The sequence below is a fragment of the Virgibacillus salexigens genome (assembly GCF_000723585.1).
GTDB lineage: Bacteria > Bacillota > Bacilli > Bacillales > Amphibacillaceae > Virgibacillus > Virgibacillus salexigens.
The window spans coordinates 672,549-697,986 of sequence record NZ_CCDP010000002.1; the positions used below are offsets into that span (position 1 = coordinate 672,549).

A 25,438-nucleotide genomic window follows, 5' to 3' on the forward strand; every position below is an offset into this window, starting at 1 on the left:
AAGTAATAGCTAGTTTGTAGTTATATCCTAGCATAATGACAAATAATATCGAGATTAATTTGCAAAATGGATTTGCTTTAAGAAACCTGTAATTCCATCCATTAATCCAGAAGCAAGCGGCAAATCAGGCTGGCTATATGTTTGAATATTCTTTTCCCTTTCCATCGGCGCTTGTTTTAACACATGATTCATACCTTCTACAATGACGACTTCACTTTCAGGCGCGGCCTCTTGTAACAACGTTGCATCCTCTTCGGGAACCTGGATATCATGACTTCCCTGAATGATTAAACGAGGTATCCCCAATTCAGCAATAACCGTTTTAGGGTCATACTGTATCCATGAAATTAAAAATGGTTGTACCGATGGCCTAAAGACAGCTTGCAATTCTCTACTTACGTGATCAACTGTTTCCCCAGCGGTTAACGATGCTAGAATTTCATTCGCCTCTTTCATTAAGGGTTCGGATAGCTGTTCCTTTAATTGGCGACCTAATTCTTTATCCAAAGAATGTCCAGGGCCGGCTATAGATATAAATGTATCTATCGTTGCCTCTTTTGCTGCTAGCATTCCTACTAATGAGCCCTGACTATGCCCAATAATTCCGATGGTTGAGAACCGATCATCTGTTTCCAATTTTTGAATCCAGTTAACTGCATCATTGACAAACAACTGAAAACGCATATCTGCTTCATCCACCGCAGCCTGTAGGTTTTTCCCCACTCCACGTTTATCATACCGAATGCTTGCTATCCCCTGTTGAGCTAGTTCTTCCGCGAGCAGCTTCAAACTATCGTTCTTACCAGGAACCCCAACTGAATTACCATTTCGATCTGTCTGTCCAGACCCAGGAATAATCAGCATTACTGGAAAAGGAGCCTTCCCTTTTGGCAACTCTACTTCAGCAAACAATGTTCCAGTATCCGTTTCCATCTCTATATATTCCCCTGATTCGGATTCTGTCTCCACAGGTTCTCCTTTTGTTAATTGAAAAGGAAAAGACTGTCCATTTTGTGTAAATGTACCAATAATCTGCTCTGGTTTAACTTCGCCTTCAAATGAAAGCAGCTGATTTTGAATTTCCATGGTAAAATGAATGTTCTGTTTGCCACCGTACGTCACATTAGATAAAGGATAATCCTCTACACCCTGAATGGGTATACTTATTGTTCCAAGTAATTCTTCTTGGTTACTTAACGTAACTTCAATTTTCAGTGGTTGATTGGGTATTTCAATTTCACCTTTCCAAAATCCATCAATAGTTGGATGCATTTCTTTTCCTCCCTCTGATTGATTACATCCTACCGTTCCGAGTAAAAGAATAGCGAACAGTAATATGAATTTGTGCAACAAAAGAACTCCTTTTTTGATTTTTCTAATAATACGTTTCTTTGAGTAAAAAGTTTCATTAAAAAAGCAATTCTTTTTTTATAAAAGAATTGCTTTTTTTAGAGGTTATTTCTTGGTTAAATATACGAGCTGATCTTCTTTGTCCATTGCTGGTGTTTTTCGTAAAGTAATGAATTCAATAGTTCCATTCTTTTTCCGAATACAAAGAGGATATCCATCGACAGGTAAATCCTCTTTTTTCTCGATTTTTTCAGTTAATGTAACACTGTCAATATGATAATTTGTATTGATTTTGCGATTTAATTCCTTAAACACATGCTCTTTTCCAAATAACATATGAGCTTTTAATGCGATAGGGATTTGTGCATCATCTTTATACTCCATTCGTTCCGTAGGTATAGCAAAGGTGTTATTATAGCCGAATTCTGGAATATATGACTGTGTAACCAGCGCATTATAAGTTGAATCTTCGGTCATAACAAGGATGATTTCGTAAGGAGTCATATCCACTTCAAATTGACTATGCTCGTCCAAAATTTCCCCTTGAAAAATCGCTATTCCATTTTGTTCAATTCGAGATAACCGTCCACTGGAAGAATCACTAATCATCACTGGATTCCCAAATTCTTTCAATTTTTCAGCAAAGGCAATGGAAAAGCTGCTAGCACCAACGATTAACACCCCTGGTGGCTCAGAGCTCGCCAATTGTAGTTTTTTCGCCAATGGCCCTAATGTAAAACCATGTGCACAAACCGTGATAAATACGAGAGCAAATGTTAATGCTGTTAAAATGGAAGCACCTTCATATCCATCATTTATTAAAGTTGAAGCAAAATATCCAGATACGGTTAAAGCAACAATTCCTCTAGGGGCAATCCAGCCAATTAATGTTTTTTCTGCAACCGTTAATTCGGTACCAATGGTTGAAATCCAAATAGACAATGGGCGGACGATAAATAACATAACAAGCACAAACCCTAGTATTGGCAGTGTAAAGACTTCTCCTATCGTCTCTCTTGTCAAAGAAGCAGTTAATAATATAAAAATAGTAGATGTTAATAATACCGATATGTTTTCAATAAAGTGACTAATATTGCCAAGGGAAGAAATATATTTCTTCGTTCTGGCTAATGTTAAGCCCATTACCGTTACGGCAAGCATCCCTGTTTCATGCATGATTACTTCACTGATACCAAAACAAATAAAAACAAGAGATAAAGTAATTGGTGATTTCAAGTATTCTGGAAATAGCCCTCTACTTGCCATAAAACTTAAAATAACACCAAATAAGTACCCTATGACAACTGCCAAGAATGCTGCAAAGAAAAATGGACCTAGGCTGCCTATATTCTGGGAATCATCAACAATGACTTTAATGACCTCATAAGCAAATAAGGCTAGCAATGGACCTGCTGGGTCAACAATGATCCCTTCCCATTTCAAAACAGCTGCTGTTCGAGGCTTTAATTTTGACTGCCTGAGTAGTGGAATAATCACAGTTGGGCCAGTTACGACAAATAATCCCCCAATGATGAAGGCAACCTCTAAACTAAGTCCTGCAATGAAATGTGCTGCAAATGAACCACCAATCCAGGCCAAAAAAGCACCAAATGTAACAACCCGGAATACCGACTTGGAAATACCCTTGACTTCGCGAATGTCGAGGGTTGTACTTCCTTCGAAAAGAATGACTGCAACTGCAAGGGAAACAATTGGGCTATATAAATCCCCTAAAGCCTGTTCAGGATTTATAAAACCAAAAACTGGTCCAATTAACAAACCCGCTATCGACATTATGACAATCGATGGCCATTGAATTCGCCAAGCAAGCCATTGTGAGAAAATGCCTAATGCTATAACAACAACGATACTAATTAAACCTAATTCTTGCATAGACTAATCCCCTTTTTTCACCACTACGTATTTAATCCCGATTAATAATAAATTTTCCTTCTCCACCGTTTTCATACATGATTAGAGCAATTATATAAATAGCGAAACTAACCAAGGAGCGGCATAGAGCGTCATAAATTGCACCCCATAATTTACTCCTTTACGATGCAGAAGACCTGCAACAATCGCGACAATAAGCACTCCAGCTATATTTATAATACCTGCGTCCATAAATGCAAGCATCATAACAAGTCCAAAGAACAGCCCTAACACGGCTTCATGAGGAATGAACCGAAACACAAATGCACAAATCTCCTGCGCGTATTTCATCGTAATATAAAATGTAATCGCAATCGCAATCACAGAGCCAATTACCGTAGCAACAATAAAATCGGTCATCGATAACAGATGATGAAGGTTATTTTCTTCTGTAAATACTGGCGGTGCGTTGAATAATGCACCACCTGGACCAATTGCTGTCGGAGACAGAGGTAATCCAATTGCAATTAATGGAATTAATGTTCCTGAAATATAGGCAGCATTTGTCAGACCGTCCATACTCGAAATGGCTCGTGCCGCTTTTTTAACCGGATCTTTAATACGGCTGGTTAAGGTTTCTCCTAGAAAAATAGTCATTCCAACAGGGCTCATAAAAAACGTAAGTACCCCTAAGACAGAACTTAACGAAGTAGTCCCTATTTCCTTTTTTGTTAAGATTTTAAATGGATTGGGGAAGCCTTTCGTTTTAGGGGTACGCTTTAATGCAATATCTTTCATTCCATAACGAGGCATATTTTTTCTTACTTTACCCGAAAGTAACTCGGCCAATTTTAATATGACTGGTCCTATCGTTATCCCTAAGAAAAACGAAGTGAAAACCGTTTGATCCGCAGGGACGATCTCTGCCTCCCAGTAAAAGATACGCAATCCCTGTATAAGAAAAGCAAAGGGTAAAATAGACAATAAAGCAACCCAGCGATTTTTTGTCATTAAAGCTAAAAAAATTGCACCACCCAAGAAAATTTGACTTGCATATTCGGTTATGTATCCAGAAAGTGGTGCAATTAAATTTGCTAACAATAGGCTCATTGGTACTGCAATAATTGTTCCGATAACGGAGCCGGAGGCCATTTTACGAATACTTAATTCTGGCATCCCATGTTTTTTTAGAATCATTGCATGTTCTACCATTGGTGCTGACATGACCCCGCCTGGTATGCCAGCAATGGCTACTGGAATGGAATCAGTCAGCTTTTTTGCTACAATAGCTGAGATGAAGAAGGCTAAAATAACAATTGGTTCGAAGCCGGACAATACGAGTACTAACGTCACCGGTGCGAGAACCGCTGTCTCATCGGTTCCAGGTGCAATGCCGATAATGGTATACAATATGGCGCCGATAACTGATGCACCGATCATTTCAGCTATTAATACCATATCCATCATTTATTCCTCCTCCCCCTCAAGATAACGAAAATTTCGTTTTGGCTTAATGATTATACTACTAACTACAAAACCAATAACGGCGCCAATTAAACCAAAAATAAGTGGTTTAGGGGGGGCGTTTGGAGCAAGTAAATAGGCTCCTAACGTAGTAACTGTACATATGATAAGCGATAAAATAAGATCTTTAATATGAACAAGATCTTCCCATACCTCTATATATTCATTTTGACTATGATGATCGGATTTATTTTCCATGATTCGTTCTCCTCTATGTAAGGTATAATCCATAATTATACATGGTAGCAAAACAGAATTGAAGCAGAAAACCACCGCGCTATCAGTTTAATTCCCAATTTCTTCACGACATAAATCATTCGCTAATGATCAAAATAATGGATGATACACCTAACTTAAAGGAGGAAATCATATGCATCTTCAACAAAAAACAAATCAAAATCTTGAAGGTTCTTCTCAAATGCCTGCAAAAGAAAGTCATGGTGGGCATGCATTATTTGATGCCCATGAGGCTATTTCAGGTTTAGTAGGTGGTATGGAACAGTATTTGTTATATGAACAGCACATTCAGGATCCTGAATTAAAAATGATGCTCGGGCAGCATAAATCCTTCCTTACGCAGCTTTATAACACATTAGTGGAAACATTAAAGACAGGACAAGAGCCCGCTGTTGGAACACGGACATACAATATGGCTTCAGATAATAATGTGCTTTATGGAATGCAGCCAACTCAGCCTAAATCTCCTGCACAAACAGTGAATGAAATTAATGATGAATGTGTATCAAGCTTTATGTTAGGTGTGTTGAAACAATCAGCTTCAGCATTTACTACAACGGCATTGGAAACCACAAATCCAGTGCTAAGACGGGTTTTTTCTGATAGTATTCCCAATTTGGTTGAAATGGCATATGAAGTATTTCTATACCAAAATAAGCACCAATATTATCAAGTTCCGCAATTACAGCAACAAGATATGCAGCAGTTAATAAATGCATTTAATCCTGCTCCATCACAAGGGCCAATATCTCATTAGGAACACAGATACCATTGCAATGCTACGACAGGTGGGCATGAAATAAGAGCTTGCGTGAATCGTTTAGCTAGGGTACGAACATTCAAGTAGAAAGAGGGTGTCAGAAACACCCTCTTTCTAATCCAATAACCGATTATTTTCATCTACTTCCATTATTCTTGCTGGTTTGTTTTCATCTTCTTTTCCAAAAATACCATCACCATTACATACCGAACATCTATATTGCCATCCCTCATCATCCGAAAGTAACCCAGTTCCGTCACAGACTTTACAACGATTACCTTTACTATCCATTATTATCCCCTCCTTATCAGCCTTGTTTTTCACTGCGGTCTTTTACCCAGTTTATAATCCCACCTTTTAACATAATTTCCTTTTGCCGTTCAGATAATGCATGGGTCACCTGTATTTTTTGATTTTTTCCTTTCAGTTCGATAGAGAATTCATTTCCTTCATTTACTTTCCTTTTTAAATCCTTTGCAACGATTACATCCCCTTGTTGCAACAAATCATAATCCTCTTCATTCACAAAGGTTAAAGGAAGCACGCCAAAGTTAACAAGATTTTGCCAATGAATACGAGCAAAGTCCTTCACAATAGCCACCCGAAGTCCTAAATAGCGAGGAGCTAGCGCAGCATGTTCTCGGCTAGATCCTTGGCCATAGTTGAAACCACCAACGATGGCATGCCCTCCTTTTTCCACTGTCTCTTTCCCTCTCTGATAATACGTTTCATCAATAATTTCGAACGTAAACTTACTAATTTCTGGTAAATTACTACGATATGGAAGCACTCTAGCTCCTCCAGCTAGTATTTCATCTGTTGATATATTATCCCCCATCTTTAACAAGATTGGAATTTCAATCTGGTCTGGCATTTCATCCATTTTAGGAATGGATGCGATATTGGGCCCTTTTTGTAGCTCTACTTTCTGTGCATCCTCATATGATAATGGCCGCTGTAACAACTGCTTATCAACCGTAGGCTGTTTTGGTAATTGTACATTTGGATATTTCATGTCTAATGTAGTTGGGTCGGTAATTTCTCCTGTCAATGCTGACGCAGCTGCAGTCTCTGGACTACATAAAAAAACACTGTCTTCTCTAGTACCCGATCTTCCAGGAAAATTTCTTGGTGTTGTTCGTAAACTATTTCTACCATAAGCTGGAGCTTGTCCCATACCAATACAGCCATTACATCCTGCTTGATGTAGTCGTGCCCCAGCCTGCAAAAGACTTGCAATGTGATTTTCTTTTACTAGATCCTGAAGCATTTGCCTCGAGCTTGGGTTAATATCAAATGATAAACCTTCCGCTATTTTTTTATCCTTCACAATTTCAGCAGCAATGGCAAAGTCTCTGTAGCCAGGATTGGCTGAAGAACCAATATACGACTGATAAATAGGCGTATTTTTCACTTCTCGTACAGGTACCACATTCCCTGGACTAGAAGGCTTTGCAATTAATGGTTCTAAGCTGGATAAATCAATTTCTTCCTCTATATCGTACGTAGCATTTTTGTCAGCTTCAAGTTCAATCCAATCTTCCTCCCGATCTTGTTCTTTTAAATACCGCTTAATTTCATTATCTGATGGGAAGACGGTACCAGTAGCTCCAAGCTCTGCCCCCATATTCGCAATCACATGACGATCCATTGCACTAAGTTGACTGACTCCAGGACCATAGTATTCAATTACTTTCCCTACACCACCTTTTACATCATACCGTCTGAGCAGCTCCAATATAATATCTTTTGCACTAACCCATTTAGGGAGTTTTCCGATTAATCGAACCCCCCAAACTTTCGGCATTTTTACGTAAAAGGGTTCTCCAGCAATTGCTAACGCGACATCGATCCCCCCTGCTCCCATTGCTAACATTCCCATACAGCCATTTGCACAAGTATGACTGTCTGATCCAAGTAATGTCTTACCTGGTTTAGCTAAACGCTGCATATGAACAGGGTGGCTTACCCCATTTCCTGGTCTACTGTAATATAAACCAAAACGTTGCGTGGCGCTTTGCAGAAATAAATGGTCATCTGGATTTTTATTGTCCTCTTGTATCAAATTGTGGTCTACATATTGTGCGGATGCTTCAGTTTTTGCTCTGTCTAACTCCATTGCTTCCAATTCCAACATAACGAGGGTACCGGTCGCATCCTGTGTAAGCGTTTGATCAATTTTCAAGCCAATTTCTTCACCTGGGTTCATTTTCCCAGACACTAAATGGTCGTTAATTAACTTTTGAGTTAAATTTAATGCCAACGTGTAAACCTCCCTTTATTCACTAGAAAAATTTTCTTTCGATTAGTATAACAAAAAACAATAATATTATTTACCAAGACACGCTGATCTATTTTGAATATTCAACATAAAAGAAAACTACTTTCGTTACTATCATAGTTCTCTGTTTTTGTTACATACTAAACCTAAATTTAGATGAATGAGGTGAAATTATGGGACGAGATGAACATCGAAAGCAAAGGAATAATTATCTATCGCAAACACCGAAAAATCAAAAGTCAGATGGTCTAGATGTTGAATTCTCTGAAGAATTTGCTGATCATGAGGATAAAGAAGCACAAGCGCGCGGTCGTCATGCAGATAAACGTGCAAAAAAAGAGTAAAACTTGGATAAAGGGGGCGGTCTTTAAAAGACCGCTCCTTTCCATGAATCAATTTTATTGATTCTAAATTACGTGATTTGTAAAATAGGGCTATCAGATAAGAAGTGAGGAATGTCGTATGAGCAAAAAGGACGTTGACGATTATCTTACAGAAGGGATGTATGGTACTAGGCTCCCTAAAGATAATGAACGAAAACAATTTTTAGGTACATTAAGAGAGCGTATTGTGTTAGTACTTACAAAAGGGCAAGTAATGTCCAATAAGGGGCTTGAAGCACTGGAACAGGCTATGAAAGATAATCCAAAATCAAAACTGATTATAAATGGGCATGTATCCTATCGTTTTCAAAAAGAAGAAAAAGCATTAGCAAATAAATACAATATTGAACATTCCACGATTACCAACGAAGAACAGTCCGACACAGACATTGGTGCGGTATTAACTTATGATTATGCGATTGATAAAGAGCAAATCTTTATTCAAGAAGAGCCAAATCAGGAAGAACTAAAGCATGACGCATCTCCCCCCATCCTTTCTAAAATTAAGAATTGGTTTAAATAAAACCCAAATGAGAGTACTCTCCACTTGGGTTTTATTTTATTTTTTTCGTGGACCGTGTTCTGCATGAGCAGATTTAAAAAATGCAGCACCCATGAGGATGATTACCACAGAGAAAGGCAGCGCTGCAATAATCAGCATATTTTGCAATCCTTGTGTTCCACCAAAGTAAACAATAATGGCAGCAACTGCTGATTGCATGAACCCCCACAAAATTTTAACTGAATTTTGTGGATTAAGCGTTCCTCCAGTACTCAGCATTCCTAATACGAAGGTTGCAGAATCAGCTGATGTTATAAAGAATATTGCAACTACAAAAAATGTAATGATTGACATCAGCATTCCTAATGGATATTCATTTAATACGCCAAAAGTAGATGTTTCTAATGCAAACTCGGATATTTTTGCGATCCCATTCTGCTCTAAATGTAAAGCAGAAACACCAAATACTGCGAAGAAAACAAAACAAACGATTGCTGGAACAATTAATACACCAAGCATAAATTCTTTCACTGTTCTTCCTTTTGAAATACGAGCGATAAAAATACCAACAAATGGTGCCCATGATATCCACCAAGCCCAATAGAATATTGTCCAACTATCAATCCAAGCTCGTTTATCGCCATCTTGAGGAGCCATGCGTAAGCTCATATCAAAGAAATCAGATAAATAACTCCCCAATGTATTAGTAAACATATTAAGAATGTAGAGTGTTGGGCCTGCCAAGAATAATAGAAGCAATAATACAACTGCTAATCCCATATTAATATTACTTAAATATTTGATTCCTCTACCTATTCCGGACCAGGCAGACCCTATAAAAAGAATAGTAGTAATCACTAATACCAGTAATTGCATTGCAAAAGTACCTGGTGTACCAAATAAAAAGGATAGTCCACCACTTATTTGCGCAGAACCAAATCCTAGAGTTGCTGCAACACCAACGATCGTTGCAAATACAGCCAAAGTATCAATTAACTTTCCAGGAAACCCTTGCATGCTGTTTTTCCCAAATAATGGAACTAATGTTGCACTGATTAGCCCAGGTGTCTCCTTATGAAATTTAAAATACGCTAATACTAATGCTACAATTCCGTATACTGCCCACGCATGTACCCCCCAGTGAAAAAACGAAAATTTCAAACCATCTTTAATTGCTTGTTCCGACCCTAGTTCAGCACTTGGAGAACTAATAAATGCATGAGAAATAGGCTCGGCTGTTGTCCAGAATACTAAACCCATTCCCATTCCAGCACTGAATAACATAGCGAACCAAGACAATAAACTAAATTCTGGCTTGTCATTCTCTTTCCCTAACTTAATTTTTCCATAACGAGAAAAGATAAGATAAATACAAAATAACAACATAAGCATAACTACTATTAAATAATACCAACCAAAATGTTCAGAAATAAAAGCAGTGACATCTGCTGTAAAACCCTCTAGTTTTTTCGGAGCGATTGATCCCCAGAGAACTACGATAATACATAATGCTAAAGAATACCAAAATACATTCGTTACACTTTTCATTCGTACACCTCTTCTGTTTTTTACTTTTCCACCTATGTACAGCCATACTTATACCCTATACGGCATATTATCAAACCGAATCTGACATGATAACTAATTTCCCCTTATTCACCATTTTTATCATGTAAGGCGGGAATAACTGTATGTTATTCCATGTTTGCTTACATCCAGATGCTTCCTTGTAATAATAGTATCAACGGTTTATTAGGAGGGGAAGATTTTGCTGACAATTAAACATATTAAGAAAAAACACAAAAAAATTCAAGCATTGCAAGACGTATCATTACAAATGGAAATAGGAAAATGCTACGGATTAATTGGTCCAAATGGCGCTGGAAAGTCATCATTACTAAAGATTTTAGCATCGATTAATCAACCAGATGATGGGAAGGTTCTCATTAACAATGAATCACTCAGTAAAAAACACAAAGGCCTCATCGGTTATATACCACAGGAATTAAGTCTTGAAGAAACCGTATCCGCTTATCAAAATTTATTATTCTTTGGAAAATTATACGGCCTTAAAGGAAAACAGTTAAAATCAAGTATTTATCAGGTGTTGCAGTTAATTGGTTTAACGGAACGAGCAAAAGAGAAAGTTTTTACTTTTTCGGGAGGAATGAAACGCCGATTAAACATCGGATGTGCACTCCTTCACCAGCCTTCTATACTAATCATGGATGAACCAACTGTCGGTATTGATCCACAATCTAGACAGTTCATCTTTCAACTCATTCATGAATTAAAACAACAGCATACACTCATTATCTATGCAAGTCATTATATGGAAGAAATTGAAGAAATTTGTGATGAAGCAGTTTTTATTGATCATGGGAACATCATAAAAAGTGCCACGATACAAGAATTAGCAAACGCTTATGCAAGCCCATCAGTATTTATAAAAGGAGACACGTGTTTACCTGATCATGCCTCCTTGATTGGTCGAGTTACAAACAAACATGGCGGATATATCATTACTACAAACCATCCACTTTCAACTATGGAAAGCATTATCCAACATTGCCATACAAACAACATTCTCCCTGAACAATTAGAGTTACTAAAACCACGTTTAGAGGATACGTTTTTTTCATTAACAGGGAGTCAGCTACGTGATTAAATATGCTAAACTAGAAGGAGGAATAAGCAATGACTTCTGCTTTATTTCACATGGAAACCATTAAAAATCTTCAAGATAGAGGATTAATATTTTGGATGCTAATTCTCCCCATTATTTTCACCGTATTATTTATTTCTATCTTCACTGCAAAAGCAGCTGAGGAAATCAAACAACAAGTTATACTCTCTATTGTTCCTGGGTATGTAGTTATGTTTGTGTTTTTTATTCTAATTACAATGACAGCTACTTTTATAAAGGATCGTGACAATGGAATTGCTGCTCGTATTTCCAGTACACCTGCTCCTTCTTACGCTTATTTATTAGGTAAATGGATGCCATATTTCGTTATTGTACTCATCCAAATTACGATTTTATTTCTATTCGGAAAAGCAGTATATACTATACCGCTAGAACAACCGCTGTTTATTAGTATCATCTCCATTTGTTTAACATTTACAGTAACCGGTCTTGGCTTGGCTTTGGCTCTACTAGTTAAAACAAATAATATGGGGTTAGCCATTACCCAAATTATTGCCTTAGGTGGCGCACTACTAAGTGGATTATGGGTACCTATGGATATGATGCCGACCATTTTCCAAATCATTGGCAAATTGATGCCACAATATTGGGCACATCAAGGATTACGAGGTGCTATGGATGGCACACTTGAATGGCGGCAATTCATTATGGTACTTTCTATTCTTTTTGCTTTTGGAGCCGCTGGCTTTATTACTGCACTCTTACGTTATCCTTATTTTCTAAAGCAAGCGAAAGGTTAGCTATTGGAGGAATTCAAATGAAAGTAAACATCGATATCGATGATCAGTACGAAGAAACCTCAATAACCATTCAAACTCAAAAATGGACAGATGAATTGGAAGAAATCATTCGTTACATTAACAATAAGAAGCAAGCTCGCTTATTCGGTGTAGATGCTGACCAGACTATCATCCTAAACCCTAAGGAAATCGATTATATTTATGCAGAGAAACGAAAAATCTTTGCCGCTCTCCACAATCAACGAATTGAAATCAAGATGAAGCTCTATGAAATAGAAGAACTGCTTCTTCCACAACACTTCATGAGGTTCTCTAAGTCAGTGATCGGGAATCTAAATAATATTCAGTGTTTTGAACTTTCTTTCAATGGAAACTTATGTGTTTACTTCCATTCGGGGAATAAAGAATACATTACACGAAAATATGCTACTTCAATTAAAAAGAAATTAGCGACAGGTGGCGATTTCTATGATCGTTGAAATACTAAAACGCTCAATCATTGGCATTGCAATTGGAGCAATCTTTACATTTATTGCCTTAACAGGCATGGTAATTGGGGATGCAGAAGCTTCCATAGCTGAAGTTTGGAAGTATATGCTAGGAAATCTCTTAATTGGTACGTACTTCGGACTTTCCTCTTTCCTATATGAATTTGATAAATGGAGTCCATTGAAGCGGACAATAATACATTTTTCACTTTCGATTACCGTTTATTTTATCATTGCTTTTGCGGTTGACTGGCTGCCATTTCAACCACTTTCTTTTCTAATCGGTGCATTATTATTTATCTCCGCTTACATTCTTTTTTGGGCAGGTGCACAGTTTTTTGCCAAACGGTTAGCATCCTCTATGAATGAATACCTTGATAAAAAAAGATAAAGGGAAAAGCGATGCAATCATTCTACTTCCCTCCTCTCTTTCAAGTTTGATAAACTAACATATATAAAAGATGTAGAGACGGAGGTTGAATATGCGATTAGAAGGAAAAAAGGTGATAGCATTAGTTGAACAAGATTTTGAGGATCTTGAACTATGGTATCCTGTTTTACGTCTACGCGAAGAAGGAGCCCAAGTTGATTTTGTTGGAAAAACAGCTAACCAAATATACTACGGCAAATACGGTGTTCCAGCTGAATCCGATTATGCTTTAGCTGACGTAAGTGCTACTGATTATCATGCAATATTAGTGCCAGGTGGCTGGGCACCTGACAAATTAAGACGCTATCCAGAAGTGATTCAACTTGTACAATCAATGAATAAAGACAAAAAGCCGATCGGCCAAATTTGTCATGCTGGTTGGGTGCTTATTTCTGCTGACATTCTTCAGAACAAGCAAGTTACAAGTACACCAGGAATTAAAGATGATATGACAAATGCAGGTGCAACATGGGTCGATAAGCCTGTCGTTGTAGACGGACATTTAATTTCAAGTCGGAGACCACCTGATTTACCAGTGTACATGAAAACATTTTCTGATATACTATCAAAGCAGTAATAAACCTACAAAGCTATCCATCGTTCATCAGAGTAAATATATCCCAAGCCTACGATTACCATCGGAGGCTTGGCCTTCTTATACCAAATAGTAACTTTACACAAGGAAAGCGGTTACATATAATAGAATTATTCGATACTACAGGAGGGAACGAGATGAAACTAGTACACGAAGGAGACTTACTTTGGGAGCCGAGCGAAGCAAGAAAGCAATCTACCCAAATTTATCACTACATGCGTTGGTTAAAACAGCATAAGAATCTTGAATTTCAAGACTACCACTCCCTCTGGAAATGGTCGGTAAATAATGTGGAATCGTTTTGGTCCAGCATTTGGGAATATTTTGATATCCAAGCGAAGGATTCATACCATACGATATTAACTTCGCATCAAATGCCCGGAGCTAAATGGTTTCCAGAAGCAACAATAAACTATACAGAGCATATCTTTCGAAATCGTGCTACCTCTACTCGACCTGCTATTATTCATACATCTGAGAACCGTACAACGGAAGAAGTATCCTGGCAAAAACTATACCAAGATACCGTTGCGATGCAGCAAACCTTAAAAGAACTAGGAATTAACAAGGGAGATCGGGTTGTTGGTTATATTCCGAATATATATGAAGCAGTTGTATCGTTTCTAGCAACAGCGAGTCTTGGAGCTATTTGGTCTAGTGCATCTCCTGATTTTGGTACACAAAGTGTAATTGATCGTTTCCAACAAATCGAACCAAAACTCCTGATCACTGTTGATGGGTACCGCTATGGTGGAAAAAATTTTGATCGTACGGAAGTTGCGGCAAAGATTCAATCAAGTCTCCCTTCTTTAGAAGCAACGATTGCAATCCCTTATTTAGATGAACATGCAACCTTTAAAAAACTCTCTGCTGTCACCTATTGGGACCAAGTAATCAAGCAGGAGCAAGCACAAACATTAACGTTTGAATATGTTGCATTTAATGATCCGTTATGGGTATTATTCTCTTCTGGTACAACAGGCAAGCCAAAACCAATTGTGCAAAGTCAGGGCGGAATTCTACTTGAACATTTAAAAGCGTTGAGCTTCCATGTGGATTTAGATGAAACAGATCGTTTCTTTTGGTTTACAACGACCGGTTGGATGATGTGGAACTTCCTTATTGGTGGTTTACTAACTGGCAGTGCGATCATTCTATATGATGGAAACCCTAGTTATCCATCTAAAAATAAATTATGGCAATTAGCTGAGGAAACAAAGATGACCGTGCTTGGAACAAGTGCTAGTTATATTACTGCTTGTATGAAAGAGGAATTGGAGCCAAAAGAGCAATTCGACTTAAGCCACTTATATAATATAAGTTCCACTGGTTCTCCGCTACCTCCAGAAGGTTTTCAATGGTGCTATGAGAACGTGAAAGATGATTTATGGATAGCTTCAGCTAGTGGTGGTACTGACGTTTGCACTGCTTTTATTCTAGGTGTACCTACTTTACCAGTTTACGCTGGTGAACTCCAATGTCGCGGGCTTGGTGCAAAAATTGAAAGTTTTAATGCGCATGGAAAATCACAGATTGAAGAGGTTGGAGAGCTCGTGTTGACAGAACCATTTCCTTCCATGCCCATATACTTTTGGAATGACGAAGACGGAACCAGACTACGTGACAGTTATTTCGATGTATTTTCTAGCATATGGTGTCACGGGGATTATATTAAGATTACTGAAAGAAATACCTGTGTCATTTATGGACGTTCTGATGCAACAATTAATCGTGGTGGAGTTCGTATTGGTACTAGTGAAATCTATCGTGCTGTCGACCACGTGCAATCGGTGGCTGATAGTTTAATTGTTGATATCCCAGCTCGCAATGGGGACTCATTTGTACCTTTGTTTGTCGTCATGAAAGAAGAACAGGAGTTAACTTCAGAAATTAAGCAGATCATTAAACAGCAAATTCGCACACACTGTTCCCCTCGCCATGTACCGACAGAAATCTATCAAGTTCCTGATCTACCTAAGACACTAAATGGAAAGAAACTTGAAATCCCTGTTAAAAAACTTTTAATGGGAAAGCCATTGGATCAAGTTGTTAATAAAGGCTCATTAAGTAATGAAGCGTCCTTAGATGCATTTCTTGAATTTGCAAACCACTTAAAAGTCTAATTTAGTACTCTAAACTTGTAGAGTTGTCTGCTTCCCTTTTCTCAAATAAGACTGATTGAATAGCATACCTTCTTACCAAAAAGAGACTTTCCATTTTATGAGAAAGTCTCTTTTTAAGCAAGTGTTTACAAAGAGGTTGTGGCTTAGAACCTACCAGAGCAAGCCTGACGCTTTTCCTTATCTGATCGATGCATCCGTCCGCTTCTGTGTCACTATACTTATCCCCACGTAGACGATGAACGAAATAATAACGGGTAACACGACCGAATGGAGTCCAAATGGTTGTGGAAAGAAACGATCGGATACAATATATAAAGCTACGCCAGTAAACATAGAAGACAAGGCTCCATACTTATTCCCTTTCTTCCAATATAAACCTAATACAATTGGCCAAATAAAAGCAGCCTCTAGCCCACCAAATGCAAATAAATTCAGCCAGATAATTAAATCCGGTGGATTTAATGCCATAATAAATACGATTATACCTAGTAATGCGGTTATCCCTATACTTAATCGTTTAACCGTTTGGTCAGACGCATTTGGCCTTACATAGTTAAGATAGACATCTTTTAGAATGGTCGAACTCACTAATAATAATAGCGAATCAACCGTAGACATGATTGCTGCCATGGGAGCTGCCAGGACAATTCCTGCTAACCAATTTGGCATGACTTCTAATGCAATTAAAGGCATAACACGATCGCCAACTTCGATTCCAGGTAAAATAGGCCGAGCAAATACCCCTATTAAATGCATATTTAACATGATAACACCAACGACAATTGTCCCAATAATAATAGCCCGATGCATTGATTGTGCGTTTTTATAAGACATCGCCCGTACAGCAATTTGTGGTAATGCTACTACCCCAACACCGACCAGTATCCAAAAAGAGGATACATAGGCTGGAGTTAACTGTCCGTCTGATCCATATGGAGTAATTAAATTAGGATTTTCCGCTGTTAAATCTGCTATAATTTGTGGAATACCGCCACCAGCTATAATCACAGCGATAAGTAATATAAACGTCCCTATAAACATAATGCTTCCTTGAATCGCATCCGTCAAAGCAACCGCACGAAAACCACCGACAGTAACATAAATCAGCACAGAAACAGCGAATATAAATAGCGCAGATGTGTAATCAATTCCAATTAAGGATTCTATTAATCTTGCACCACCAATCCACTGCGCTGCCATTGCTGAAAAAAGAAAAACGATAATACTAACCGCCGAAAAGATAACGACCCACTTGGATTGATAACGCTGCTTCAAAAAATCAACCATTGTTAATGCCTTATACTTACGTGTTATAATCGCAAACTTCTTACCTAAAATCATCAACACAATATAACCTGTTGCAACTTGCGACATCGCTAACAGTACCCAGCCAAGCCCTTCATTATATGCTGTTCCAGGCCCGCCAATAAAACTACTTGCACTTCCATATGTTGCTGTCATTGTCATTGCCAGGACAAACCCGCCAAGACTACGACCACCCAAAAAATAATCTTGAACAAAGTTGGTAGATCCCTTTAAATAACCTCCAGCCCAAATACCAACACCAAAAATAATAATTAAGATTGCGATTAACGGTAGTAGAGATTCCCAATTCATTCTGTTTCCTTCTCCTCATCATCAAATGAAATAACGACAAAAAATTTCTTGACTACAATTGTGACTAACACCGCTATAACAATAAAACCTACAACACAGCTATAAAAGAACCAGGCTGGTAAGCCAATGATATATGTATACTCGCTGATGTCTTTACTTCCTAAGCCGTAGGCAAACGCAAACCAACAAATAAAATGAAAAACAACCAAACCAACACCAATTAGTGCCTCTCGATTGGCGATTTTCACAGTATCCTTTTTCAAAAACTCACCCCCGTAATTACTTAAAACCAATATACCTTAATCCGTTATTTTATGTAAAATTAGAAAGCCTACCAACAGAAGATGTGCGTGACTCTAATTATATGAATACGGATAATTAAAAAATCGACAACTCATTAGAATTGCCGATTTTTATCCAGATTAATTAGCGAACACCTTTCATGAAGTGTTGAATTTTTTTAGAAAGTAAATACAGCATAAATCCAAGTAGGATTGCAACCCCACCAATTACTCCAAAGTAAATGACCTCTGTTTCTGGTGTGTATAGTTTTACAATCTGCGCATTAATTGCTTGAGCAGATGCGTTTGATAAGAACCATAAACTCATTGTTTGCGCGGAAAACGCTTGTGGAGCAAGTTTTGTTGTTGCAGATAAACCAACGGGTGATAAGCATAGCTCCCCAATTACAACAAGTAAGAAGCTGAGTACCAGCCAAATTGGACTTACTAAGCTATCAGTTCCATTTATTGTTGCAGGAATAATCATGACTAAGAAGGATAAACCTGCAAATAGTAAACCAATGGAGAATTTTTTCGGTGTGGATGGCTGACGCTCACCAAGCTTCATCCAAAATCCTGCAAATATTGGAGCTAATATTACAATAAATAACGGATTAAGAGATTGGAACCATGATGATTGCAATTCAAGACCTAGAAAGCTAAGTTCCGTACGTTTATCTGCATATTCAGCTAAAATGATAGAACCTTGTTCTTGAATAGCCCAAAACATGATAGCAGCAATAAACAATGGAATATATGCAACCAATCGTGATTTCTCATCTGCAGTAGTTTTAGGACTACGATACATCACGATAAAGTAAATGGTCGGAATTAGTATTCCTAATATACTTACTAAATAGGTAAAGCCATTAATTGTCAATATACCTGTTGGTATTGTTATTGCACCAAGGATAACAACAATAAGTGCGCCGATGCCAATACGACTGTATACCTTTTTCTTTTCATCTTGTTCAAGTGGATTCGGTACATAGGTTCCAGCAAGGCCAAGATATTTTTTCTTAGTAACAACAAATACAATTAATCCAAGAAGCATACCAATTGCTGCTACACCAAAACCTAAATGATAGTTAAATTCTTGTCCTAATGTACCAACAACCAATGGCGCAATTAAAGCTCCCATATTAATACCCATATAAAAAATACTAAATCCAGAATCACGACGTACATCTCTAGGGCTGTACAGATCGCCCACTACACTTGATACATTTGGTTTTAATAAGCCTGTACCAACGACGATAAGGAACATTGAAATAAATAGTCCAGTGGTTCCAGCAGGAAGCGCTAATACAATATGACCTGCCATAATTAGTACCCCACCGTAAAACACTGTTTGTTGTGTTCCTAACAGGCGGTCAGCAATCCATCCTCCAATAATACCAGACATATAAACGAGGGAGCCATATATTGCCATAATTGATTTAGCAGTGCCATCATCAATTCCTAAACCACCACTCGCAACCTCTGTATACATATAATAAAGTAAAAGTGCACGCATTCCATAATAGGAAAAACGTTCCCAAAATTCTGTGAAGAAAAGTGTGAATAGGCCTTTCGGATGTCCAAAAAATCCCTTTTGTGGGACACTTCGCACAATTTCTTCTTTGCTATGTGTTGACATGTTGTTAAACTCCTTTTCTTCCTTCAGAATAAACTGAAAATTATTTTTTTCGACAAAAATATGTTACTCCTATTAAAGTCATACGTCAAACGTCATAATTTAGAAAATATTGAGAAGTATTTCTTAATTATTACATTATTTAGTATTTAAAAAGTAAAAAATCTCTTTATTTTGAAGGAGAAGCACAACTTATCTCCTTCCTAATAAAGAGATTTTTCATAACAGATTCATCGTCGATTTAGGAAGACATTACCATATTATGACTTATTCGAATACTTACTAAACTCGGTCATAAATTCGAGAAGTCCTTTTAATCCTTCGATATTTGCAAATAACAGCATTAATGTTACCGCATTTACTGCAACTCCAACAATCACCCAGCGAATGATGTGCATATGCATGGTATTTCCTCCTTTGTTTTACACCTTCACCCCATCCAAAGCGGCTGTAACTACCACTTTATCTAGTGTATGAGATGATTCATATATAATATGATAAATAAAGATTATTGTCTATACCGAACCTTTCTTTAGCCTCCTGTTACTCATTTGTTTGGATTAGAAATCCAGCTTTCTTTAACGCTTCCTCTGCCTTATCTAACTGATTTTCATTAACACCTACTAAGGTATGGAGATGTACTCCCTCCGTTAGTTCCGATAAATATGACGCACCAGTTGATGTGATTTTTTCGATGAAATTTGCTACCTCAACCCGATTTGCTACCATAATAGACGCTGTTAAATCTCCATAAACACTGTGTTCAATTGTGACGTCTTTGACTGTTAAACCATGGTCCACAAGTAAATTCAATTCTTCTTCTGTTCGCATCGGAGGATGTTGACAAGCAACGATTCGTTCGGCACCAGCTGGAGCAGAATGTGAAATATAAAGATAACCTTGACTGGTTGCCATAATCGGCTCATTTTTAGCTTTCAGCAAGGTAATATCATTTACAATGACTTGTCGACTTACATTCGTTAATTCTGCTAATTGCCCACCCTTTATTGGCTTATCTTCTTTTCTCAATAGATCTAAAATAGCTTTTCTTCTTTCTTCACCAAGGAGCTTCTGCTTCCCACTCATTCCATCACCGTCCAAGATTAATTGCGATATTAAAGACGTAATCATCCAATTTCAGTTCTTATTATACGCTTTGTGCTATTTCTTTTAAAGTATTCGCTAACGCTTTTACATCTTCACCTTTTGTATTTCTCCCAAAAGAAATTCGGATAAATTCCTTCTGTTCCTCTTGGGAATATCCCATCGCCAATAATGTATTTGCTTTCAAATGAACTGACTGACCACAGGCACTCCCTGTAGAGATCGCAAATCCTCTGCGGTTACACTCTAACATAACCCATTGACCCTCCAAGCCTTTCACTATAACCCCTAATACATAGGGGTTTTGCCAATTAAATGGTGCTTCCACAATTCGAAATATGTGATCCATTTCCTTTGTTAATTGAGTTATAAACAAATTTCGTAACGCCATTACTTTCTCCCGTTCAACATGAGAAGCTTTTAATGCTGCTCCTACAAAGGCGGCGATACCGGGGGTATTAACCGTCCCCCCCCGGAAACCATGTTCATGTGTTTGATTAGGAAATAACCCCTTTACTGGAATATCAGGCTGAATGTAAACAGCCCCTACTCCTTTAGGTCCATAGATTTTATGGGCAGATATCGACATACTGTTAACCAGTGAACTGATGGGCTGCATCTCCATTTTGCCAAAAGATTGAATACAATCACTATGAAGAAGAATTTGCCTATCTTTAATTCGTTGATAAATAGCTTCAATGGGTTGGATAGAGCCTATTTCATTATTAACATGGCTAATTGTAATTAATACTGTGTCTGTTTGAATCGCTTCATTGAAATCATGTATATCTACTTGTCCGCTCTGGTTAAAAGGTAATTTCGTAATGGTGTAACCAAAATCCTTTAAAAAATCCAGGCTAGAACCAACGGAAGGATGCTCTGCCATTGACGTTATAATATGTTTTCCTTTATGACCTTGGCTGAAAGCTAATGAAGTAATCGCTAGTTGATTAGCCTCCGTCCCACTTGACGTAAAATAAATCCCTTGTGCTGGAACTTGTAATACAGCACCCAGTTTTTCTCGGCAACTTTCTAGGATTTGTTTCGCATTTGTTCCTGTATCATGCAAACTACTGGTATTCCCCCAATAATCACGTGCCACTTCTTGATATATGGATAACACTTCTGGATCTATCGGAGTTGTCGCAGCAAAGTCAAAGTACTTCAACAATATCCCTCCCACCTTTTTCAGAAAAAACGCTTGTATTTATCGTAATTATATGTAATGATATGTGTCAAGACAATTGTAATATCAGGAGGTGCAAAAGTGCCTAAAACAGATGTGATTATCATCGGAAGCGGAATTGCAGCTTTGCAATTAGCGTATAACCTTCATCAACATTTGCATGTGATGATTATCACAAAAAATCAATTAACAGCTAATAATTCATATTTAGCCCAAGGTGGAATTGCAGCTGCTATCTCTAAAGATGACCATACGCAGCATCATTTTCTGGATACCATGATCGCAGGTGATTGGCACGGAAATGAACAAGCGGTAACAGCTCTTGTTCAAGAAGGAAAACAAGCCGTGGAACGATTCATTCATGCTGGTGCCCCCTTCGATATAACGAGGGAGGGAACGTATGATTTAGGTATAGAAGGTGCACATAGCAAACCACGAATATTGCATTCAGGTGGTGATCAGACAGGTAGAAAAATAACTGGTTTTATCATGGATGCAATTGCCGCTTCATCAACGATTGAATGGGTTCAAAATGAAATGGTTATTGATTTAATGTTAAACCGTAGCGGGAACTGCATCGGTGTGAAAACAAAGAACAAGCAGGATCAGTGTAAAACATACTTTGCTTCTCATGTTGTATTAGCCACGGGAGGTGCCGGAGGACTATTTACGCGTACCTCCAATCACCCCTCCATAGTAGGAGATGGGATCGCCTTAGCCTATCGGGCTGGAGCGCATATTACCGACCTGGAATTTTTTCAATTCCATCCCACTATCCTTACTGTAAATGGGAAAACAATCGGATTAATATCTGAGGCAATTAGAGGAGCAGGAGCAAAGCTTGTTAATGAAGATGGAGAAAAAATAATGACCGATATTCACCCACTCCAAGACTTAGGGCCAAGGCATATTGTAGCTTATGAAATCTATAAACAATTACAGTCTGGTAGAAAAATATATTTGGATATTTCGCCAATAACAAATTTTCAAGACCAGTTCCCTTCCATAGCAGCTATGTGTCTTGATAATCACATTGATATACATAAATGCAGAATTCCTGTTACACCAGGGTCCCATTTCATGATGGGCGGAATTATGGTCGATAAGTGGGGATGCACCACTAAAAAAGGGCTTTATGCTATTGGTGAAGTAGCATGCAGCGGGGTACATGGAGCGAATCGATTAGCAAGTAATTCACTGCTCGAAGGACTCGTATATGGGAATCGATTAGCGGCATTGTTACTAAGCACCAAGAAAGATACTACATTAGATTTCGACCCTATTGAAAAGAACCAGTCTCCACTAATCCAGCTTCCATTTACCAAAGAAGCGTTACAGGATACCATGATGCGTCATGTTGGTATTATTCGTAATCAAAACGGCTTAACCAAACAATTAAATTGGTTGAATAGATTTGCTTTGACTCCATTTCAAGCAATTGACCATAAGAGCAGATCAGACATTGAAACTTATTTTATGTGGATTCATGCTGTATTAATGACCGAATCTTCGCTGCTTCGAACGGAAAGTCGCGGAGCTCATATTCGATCTGATTTTCCAAATAAGGATCAAATAAATTGGTACAAAAAACGAATCATGCATAATCAAGAAAATAATAGAGCGAGGATAACCTATGATAAACAACATCAAATTGAAATCTATGCTTGAATCCTTTTTCATAGAGGATATTGGTGACGGCGATATTACTACACAGTATTTATTTGACAGTAAACAAATGGGAGAAATGCAACTGATCGCAAAAAGTCCAGGCATTTTTTGTGGGGAAGAAATCATTAACAGAGGGGTTCCTATCATTAATCCAATGGTCCATTCCCAACTATTTGTAAAAAATGGTGACAAGGTAGTTGAAGGAACGGAAATTGCTCGTATACATGGCCCGATAAAGGATTTACTTCAGGCTGAACGAGTGGTACTTAATCTTATACAGCGTATGAGTGGAATCGCTACTTTAACTGCTCACGCCGTGGATGTAATAACTGGTACAGAAGCGAGAATTTGTGACACTAGAAAGACAACACCTGGACTACGAATGCTTGAAAAACATGCCGTCAGATGCGGTGGCGGTTTTAATCATAGACTTAGTTTAGCTGACGCAGTGATGATAAAGGATAATCACATTGCCTACGCCGGGTCGATCACAAATGCTATTCGAAATTTAAAAAACGGTCTAGGTCACACGATCAAAATCGAAGTTGAAATTGAAACCGAGGATCAATTAGTTGAGGCAGCTGCAAACAATGTAGATATTATTATGTTTGATAACTGTTCCCCGCAAACAATTAAACAATGGATACATCATGTCCCTAACAATATTACTACAGAAGCTTCTGGTGGAATAACAATGGATCAGCTTTATAATTATGCTACGAGTGGTGTTGATTTTATTTCATTGGGATATTTGACACATTCTGCATCGGGACTGGATATTAGTGCACAGGTACGTGCGGAAAATCAAATGGCAAAATAGGAGGAAATAAAAATGGGTTACTTGAAGAGCTAACAGGTTCATTACATACGATTGATGATAAATACCTTCATTTAACGAAAGAAGAAATGGAACAACGCGTCCAAGAAATCAAACAAACATTAGGAGATTCATTATTTATACCAGGACACCATTATCAAAAAGATGAAGTTATTCAATTTGCAGATGCCGTGGGAGACTCGCTTCAACTAGCTCAAGTGTCTGTTGAAAACTCCAAGGCAACCTATATTGTTTTTTGTGGGGTACATTTCATGGCAGAAACAGCAGATATATTAACGAACAACGATCAGAACGTGCTTTTACCTGATATGCGCGCAGGTTGCTCGATGGCAGATATGGCAGATATATACCAAACGGAGAGAGCCTGGTCATCCTTACAAACTATATTTGGAGATAGCATTGTACCCTTAACCTATGTTAATTCTACAGCAGCGATTAAATCGTTTGTTGGAAAGCACGGCGGTGCTACGGTGACATCATCGAATGCGCATAACATGGTGAATTGGGCCTTTTCCCAAAAAGAAAGAATTCTATTTTTACCAGACCAACATTTAGGTAGAAATACTGCCTCAGATATTGGTATTGGGCTAGATGAGATGGCGATCTGGGATCCAATCAACAACGAACTTCTTTTTGAAGGGGACGTAGAAAGAATTAAAGCCATTTTATGGAAGGGGCATTGTTCCGTTCATGAGAATTTTACATTATCAAATGTTGAAGATGTACGTAAAAACGATCCAAGTATGAATATCATTGTACATCCAGAATGTCGGAAAGAAGTAGTTGACGCATCTGATTATAATGGGAGTACCAATCATATTATTCGTACCATCGAACAAGCAAATCCTGGTACTGCTTGGGCAATTGGTACAGAGATGAATCTTGTCCAAAGACTGATTGATCAGCATCCCGATAAACAAATTATATCTTTGAATCCACATATGTGCCCTTGTCTAACGATGAATAGGATTGATTTGGTCCACCTCCTTTGGTGCCTTGAGTCCATTATCAGCGGCAAACCAGTCAATCAAATCAAAGTGTCCCAAGATGTATCAACCAATGCTGCCCTTGCACTTCACCGCATGTTCCATTCATTATAAATAAATGAAAAAACCT

General features: G+C 38.0%; 25 protein-coding genes. 12 read left to right on the top strand and 13 right to left on the bottom strand.

Features of this window, described 5'->3' with window-relative positions; all coding sequences use genetic code 11:
• Positions 1-54: 54 nt before the first annotated feature.
• The 4 genes from BN990_RS16255 to BN990_RS16270 form a co-directional block, all read right to left on the bottom strand.
• Complete coding sequence (locus BN990_RS16255; RefSeq protein WP_031334890.1) at positions 55-1,350, bottom strand: alpha/beta hydrolase family protein; 1,296 nt, start codon at positions 1,348-1,350, stop codon at positions 55-57.
• Between the two features lie 105 nt (positions 1,351-1,455).
• Positions 1,456-3,243, bottom strand: a complete 1,788-nt coding sequence (locus BN990_RS16260) for a cation:proton antiporter (RefSeq protein WP_021288753.1) — start codon at positions 3,241-3,243, stop codon at positions 1,456-1,458.
• A gap of 90 nt (positions 3,244-3,333) precedes the next feature.
• The gene (locus BN990_RS16265) at positions 3,334-4,686 is read right to left on the bottom strand and encodes a tripartite tricarboxylate transporter permease (RefSeq protein WP_038246100.1); all 1,353 of its coding nucleotides are present in this window, start codon (positions 4,684-4,686) and stop codon (positions 3,334-3,336) included.
• Positions 4,687-4,689: 3 nt separating this feature from the next.
• Entirely contained in the window at positions 4,690-4,944 is a 255-nt protein-coding gene (locus BN990_RS16270; protein ID WP_021288755.1) for a hypothetical protein, read from the bottom strand.
• Positions 4,945-5,116: 172 nt separating this feature from the next.
• Between BN990_RS16270 and BN990_RS16275 the strand changes: the two genes are divergently transcribed.
• Entirely contained in the window at positions 5,117-5,740 is a 624-nt protein-coding gene (locus tag BN990_RS16275; RefSeq protein WP_038245804.1) for a spore coat protein, read from the top strand.
• Between the two features lie 117 nt (positions 5,741-5,857).
• Here BN990_RS16275 and BN990_RS22955 read toward each other — a convergent pair whose 3' ends face one another.
• Both BN990_RS22955 and BN990_RS16280 read right to left on the bottom strand, forming a co-directional pair.
• Positions 5,858-6,034 carry a hypothetical protein gene (locus BN990_RS22955; RefSeq protein ID WP_021288757.1) on the bottom strand — a complete coding sequence of 59 codons (177 nt, stop codon included), beginning with the start codon at positions 6,032-6,034 and terminating at the stop codon, positions 5,858-5,860.
• 16 nt (positions 6,035-6,050) lie between these two features.
• Positions 6,051-8,006 carry an aconitate hydratase gene (locus tag BN990_RS16280; RefSeq protein WP_038245805.1) on the bottom strand — a complete coding sequence of 652 codons (1,956 nt, stop codon included), beginning with the start codon at positions 8,004-8,006 and terminating at the stop codon, positions 6,051-6,053.
• 191 nt (positions 8,007-8,197) lie between these two features.
• Here BN990_RS16280 and BN990_RS22045 point away from each other — a divergent pair, with 191 nt between their 5' ends.
• Both BN990_RS22045 and BN990_RS16285 read left to right on the top strand, forming a co-directional pair.
• Positions 8,198-8,368, top strand: coding sequence for a YfhD family protein (locus tag BN990_RS22045; RefSeq protein ID WP_021288759.1), 171 nt, complete (start codon positions 8,198-8,200; stop codon positions 8,366-8,368).
• Positions 8,369-8,486: 118 nt separating this feature from the next.
• Positions 8,487-8,930 (top strand): YueI family protein, encoded by a 444-nt coding sequence (locus BN990_RS16285; protein ID WP_038245806.1) that lies wholly within the window; start codon positions 8,487-8,489, stop codon positions 8,928-8,930.
• Between the two features lie 36 nt (positions 8,931-8,966).
• Here the strand turns inward: BN990_RS16285 and BN990_RS16290 are convergent, their stop codons facing one another.
• Positions 8,967-10,457, bottom strand: coding sequence for a BCCT family transporter (locus BN990_RS16290; protein WP_038245807.1), 1,491 nt, complete (start codon positions 10,455-10,457; stop codon positions 8,967-8,969).
• Positions 10,458-10,677: 220 nt separating this feature from the next.
• On the opposite strand from BN990_RS16290, the gene BN990_RS16295 reads away from it, so the two are divergent.
• The 6 genes from BN990_RS16295 to BN990_RS16320 all read left to right on the top strand — a co-directional run bounded on the left by BN990_RS16295 (position 10,678) and on the right by BN990_RS16320 (position 15,992).
• The gene (locus BN990_RS16295) at positions 10,678-11,577 is read left to right on the top strand and encodes an ABC transporter ATP-binding protein (RefSeq protein ID WP_038245808.1); all 900 of its coding nucleotides are present in this window, start codon (positions 10,678-10,680) and stop codon (positions 11,575-11,577) included.
• Between the two features lie 29 nt (positions 11,578-11,606).
• A complete protein-coding gene (locus tag BN990_RS16300) occupies positions 11,607-12,356 on the top strand; it encodes an ABC transporter permease (protein WP_021288763.1) in 750 nt (249 codons plus the stop codon).
• 17 nt (positions 12,357-12,373) lie between these two features.
• A complete protein-coding gene (locus BN990_RS16305; protein ID WP_021288764.1) occupies positions 12,374-12,835 on the top strand; it encodes a LytTR family DNA-binding domain-containing protein in 462 nt (153 codons plus the stop codon).
• Positions 12,825-13,235 carry a DUF3021 domain-containing protein gene (locus tag BN990_RS16310; RefSeq protein WP_021288765.1) on the top strand — a complete coding sequence of 137 codons (411 nt, stop codon included), beginning with the start codon at positions 12,825-12,827 and terminating at the stop codon, positions 13,233-13,235. Before BN990_RS16305 ends, BN990_RS16310 begins: the two co-directional genes overlap by 11 nt.
• Before the next feature lie 91 nt (positions 13,236-13,326).
• The gene (locus tag BN990_RS16315; protein ID WP_021288766.1) at positions 13,327-13,851 is read left to right on the top strand and encodes a type 1 glutamine amidotransferase domain-containing protein; all 525 of its coding nucleotides are present in this window, start codon (positions 13,327-13,329) and stop codon (positions 13,849-13,851) included.
• Positions 13,852-14,006: 155 nt separating this feature from the next.
• Positions 14,007-15,992, top strand: coding sequence for an acetoacetate--CoA ligase (locus BN990_RS16320; protein WP_038245809.1), 1,986 nt, complete (start codon positions 14,007-14,009; stop codon positions 15,990-15,992).
• A gap of 177 nt (positions 15,993-16,169) precedes the next feature.
• Here the strand turns inward: BN990_RS16320 and panF are convergent, their stop codons facing one another.
• The 6 genes from panF to BN990_RS16345 form a co-directional block, all read right to left on the bottom strand.
• The gene (gene panF, locus BN990_RS16325; RefSeq protein ID WP_038245810.1) at positions 16,170-17,609 is read right to left on the bottom strand and encodes a sodium/pantothenate symporter; all 1,440 of its coding nucleotides are present in this window, start codon (positions 17,607-17,609) and stop codon (positions 16,170-16,172) included.
• Positions 17,606-17,872 (bottom strand): YhdT family protein, encoded by a 267-nt coding sequence (locus tag BN990_RS16330; RefSeq protein ID WP_038245811.1) that lies wholly within the window; start codon positions 17,870-17,872, stop codon positions 17,606-17,608. The genes panF and BN990_RS16330 overlap by 4 nt, the downstream gene beginning before the upstream one ends.
• Positions 17,873-18,035: 163 nt before the next feature.
• A complete protein-coding gene (locus tag BN990_RS16335; RefSeq protein WP_038245812.1) occupies positions 18,036-19,529 on the bottom strand; it encodes a peptide MFS transporter in 1,494 nt (497 codons plus the stop codon).
• A 257-nt stretch (positions 19,530-19,786) separates the two neighbouring features.
• Complete coding sequence (locus BN990_RS22660) at positions 19,787-19,930, bottom strand: hypothetical protein (protein ID WP_021288771.1); 144 nt, start codon at positions 19,928-19,930, stop codon at positions 19,787-19,789.
• Between the two features lie 139 nt (positions 19,931-20,069).
• Complete coding sequence (locus BN990_RS16340; protein ID WP_021288772.1) at positions 20,070-20,612, bottom strand: transcription repressor NadR; 543 nt, start codon at positions 20,610-20,612, stop codon at positions 20,070-20,072.
• Positions 20,613-20,673: 61 nt separating this feature from the next.
• Positions 20,674-21,798: an IscS subfamily cysteine desulfurase gene (locus BN990_RS16345; protein ID WP_038245813.1), complete on the bottom strand. Its 1,125-nt coding sequence runs from the start codon at positions 21,796-21,798 to the stop codon at positions 20,674-20,676.
• Between the two features lie 99 nt (positions 21,799-21,897).
• On the opposite strand from BN990_RS16345, the gene nadB reads away from it, so the two are divergent.
• Genes nadB through nadA form a run of 3 tightly spaced genes read left to right on the top strand, consistent with a single transcriptional unit; the run spans position 21,898 to position 25,422 of the window.
• Positions 21,898-23,484: an L-aspartate oxidase gene (gene nadB, locus BN990_RS16350; protein WP_021288774.1), complete on the top strand. Its 1,587-nt coding sequence runs from the start codon at positions 21,898-21,900 to the stop codon at positions 23,482-23,484.
• Positions 23,453-24,304 (top strand): carboxylating nicotinate-nucleotide diphosphorylase, encoded by an 852-nt coding sequence (gene nadC / locus BN990_RS16355; RefSeq protein WP_031334892.1) that lies wholly within the window; start codon positions 23,453-23,455, stop codon positions 24,302-24,304. The genes nadB and nadC overlap by 32 nt, the downstream gene beginning before the upstream one ends.
• Entirely contained in the window at positions 24,301-25,422 is a 1,122-nt protein-coding gene (gene nadA / locus BN990_RS16360) for a quinolinate synthase NadA (protein WP_038245814.1), read from the top strand. Before nadC ends, nadA begins: the two co-directional genes overlap by 4 nt.
• The last annotated feature ends 16 nt before the right edge of the window (positions 25,423-25,438 follow it).

What these genes read in the sequence shown, in the direction of transcription:
- BN990_RS16260 (WP_021288753.1), bottom strand. Translation starts at nt 3,243, where the DNA reads ATGCAAGAATTAGGTTTAATTAGTATCGTTGTTGTTATAGCATTAGGC.
- BN990_RS16265 (WP_038246100.1), bottom strand. Translation starts at nt 4,686, where the DNA reads ATGGATATGGTATTAATAGCTGAAATGATCGGTGCATCAGTTATCGGC.
- BN990_RS16270 (WP_021288755.1), bottom strand. Translation starts at nt 4,944, where the DNA reads ATGGAAAATAAATCCGATCATCATAGTCAAAATGAATATATAGAGGTA.
- BN990_RS16275 (WP_038245804.1), top strand. Translation starts at nt 5,117, where the DNA reads ATGCATCTTCAACAAAAAACAAATCAAAATCTTGAAGGTTCTTCTCAA.
- BN990_RS22955 (WP_021288757.1), bottom strand. Translation starts at nt 6,034, where the DNA reads ATGGATAGTAAAGGTAATCGTTGTAAAGTCTGTGACGGAACTGGGTTA.
- BN990_RS22045 (WP_021288759.1), top strand. Translation starts at nt 8,198, where the DNA reads ATGGGACGAGATGAACATCGAAAGCAAAGGAATAATTATCTATCGCAA.
- BN990_RS16285 (WP_038245806.1), top strand. Translation starts at nt 8,487, where the DNA reads ATGAGCAAAAAGGACGTTGACGATTATCTTACAGAAGGGATGTATGGT.
- BN990_RS16290 (WP_038245807.1), bottom strand. Translation starts at nt 10,457, where the DNA reads ATGAAAAGTGTAACGAATGTATTTTGGTATTCTTTAGCATTATGTATT.
- BN990_RS16300 (WP_021288763.1), top strand. Translation starts at nt 11,607, where the DNA reads ATGACTTCTGCTTTATTTCACATGGAAACCATTAAAAATCTTCAAGAT.
- BN990_RS16305 (WP_021288764.1), top strand. Translation starts at nt 12,374, where the DNA reads ATGAAAGTAAACATCGATATCGATGATCAGTACGAAGAAACCTCAATA.
- BN990_RS16310 (WP_021288765.1), top strand. Translation starts at nt 12,825, where the DNA reads ATGATCGTTGAAATACTAAAACGCTCAATCATTGGCATTGCAATTGGA.
- BN990_RS16315 (WP_021288766.1), top strand. Translation starts at nt 13,327, where the DNA reads ATGCGATTAGAAGGAAAAAAGGTGATAGCATTAGTTGAACAAGATTTT.
- BN990_RS16320 (WP_038245809.1), top strand. Translation starts at nt 14,007, where the DNA reads ATGAAACTAGTACACGAAGGAGACTTACTTTGGGAGCCGAGCGAAGCA.
- panF (WP_038245810.1), bottom strand. Translation starts at nt 17,609, where the DNA reads ATGAATTGGGAATCTCTACTACCGTTAATCGCAATCTTAATTATTATT.
- BN990_RS16335 (WP_038245812.1), bottom strand. Translation starts at nt 19,529, where the DNA reads ATGTCAACACATAGCAAAGAAGAAATTGTGCGAAGTGTCCCACAAAAG.
- BN990_RS22660 (WP_021288771.1), bottom strand. Translation starts at nt 19,930, where the DNA reads ATGCATATGCACATCATTCGCTGGGTGATTGTTGGAGTTGCAGTAAAT.
- BN990_RS16340 (WP_021288772.1), bottom strand. Translation starts at nt 20,612, where the DNA reads ATGAGTGGGAAGCAGAAGCTCCTTGGTGAAGAAAGAAGAAAAGCTATT.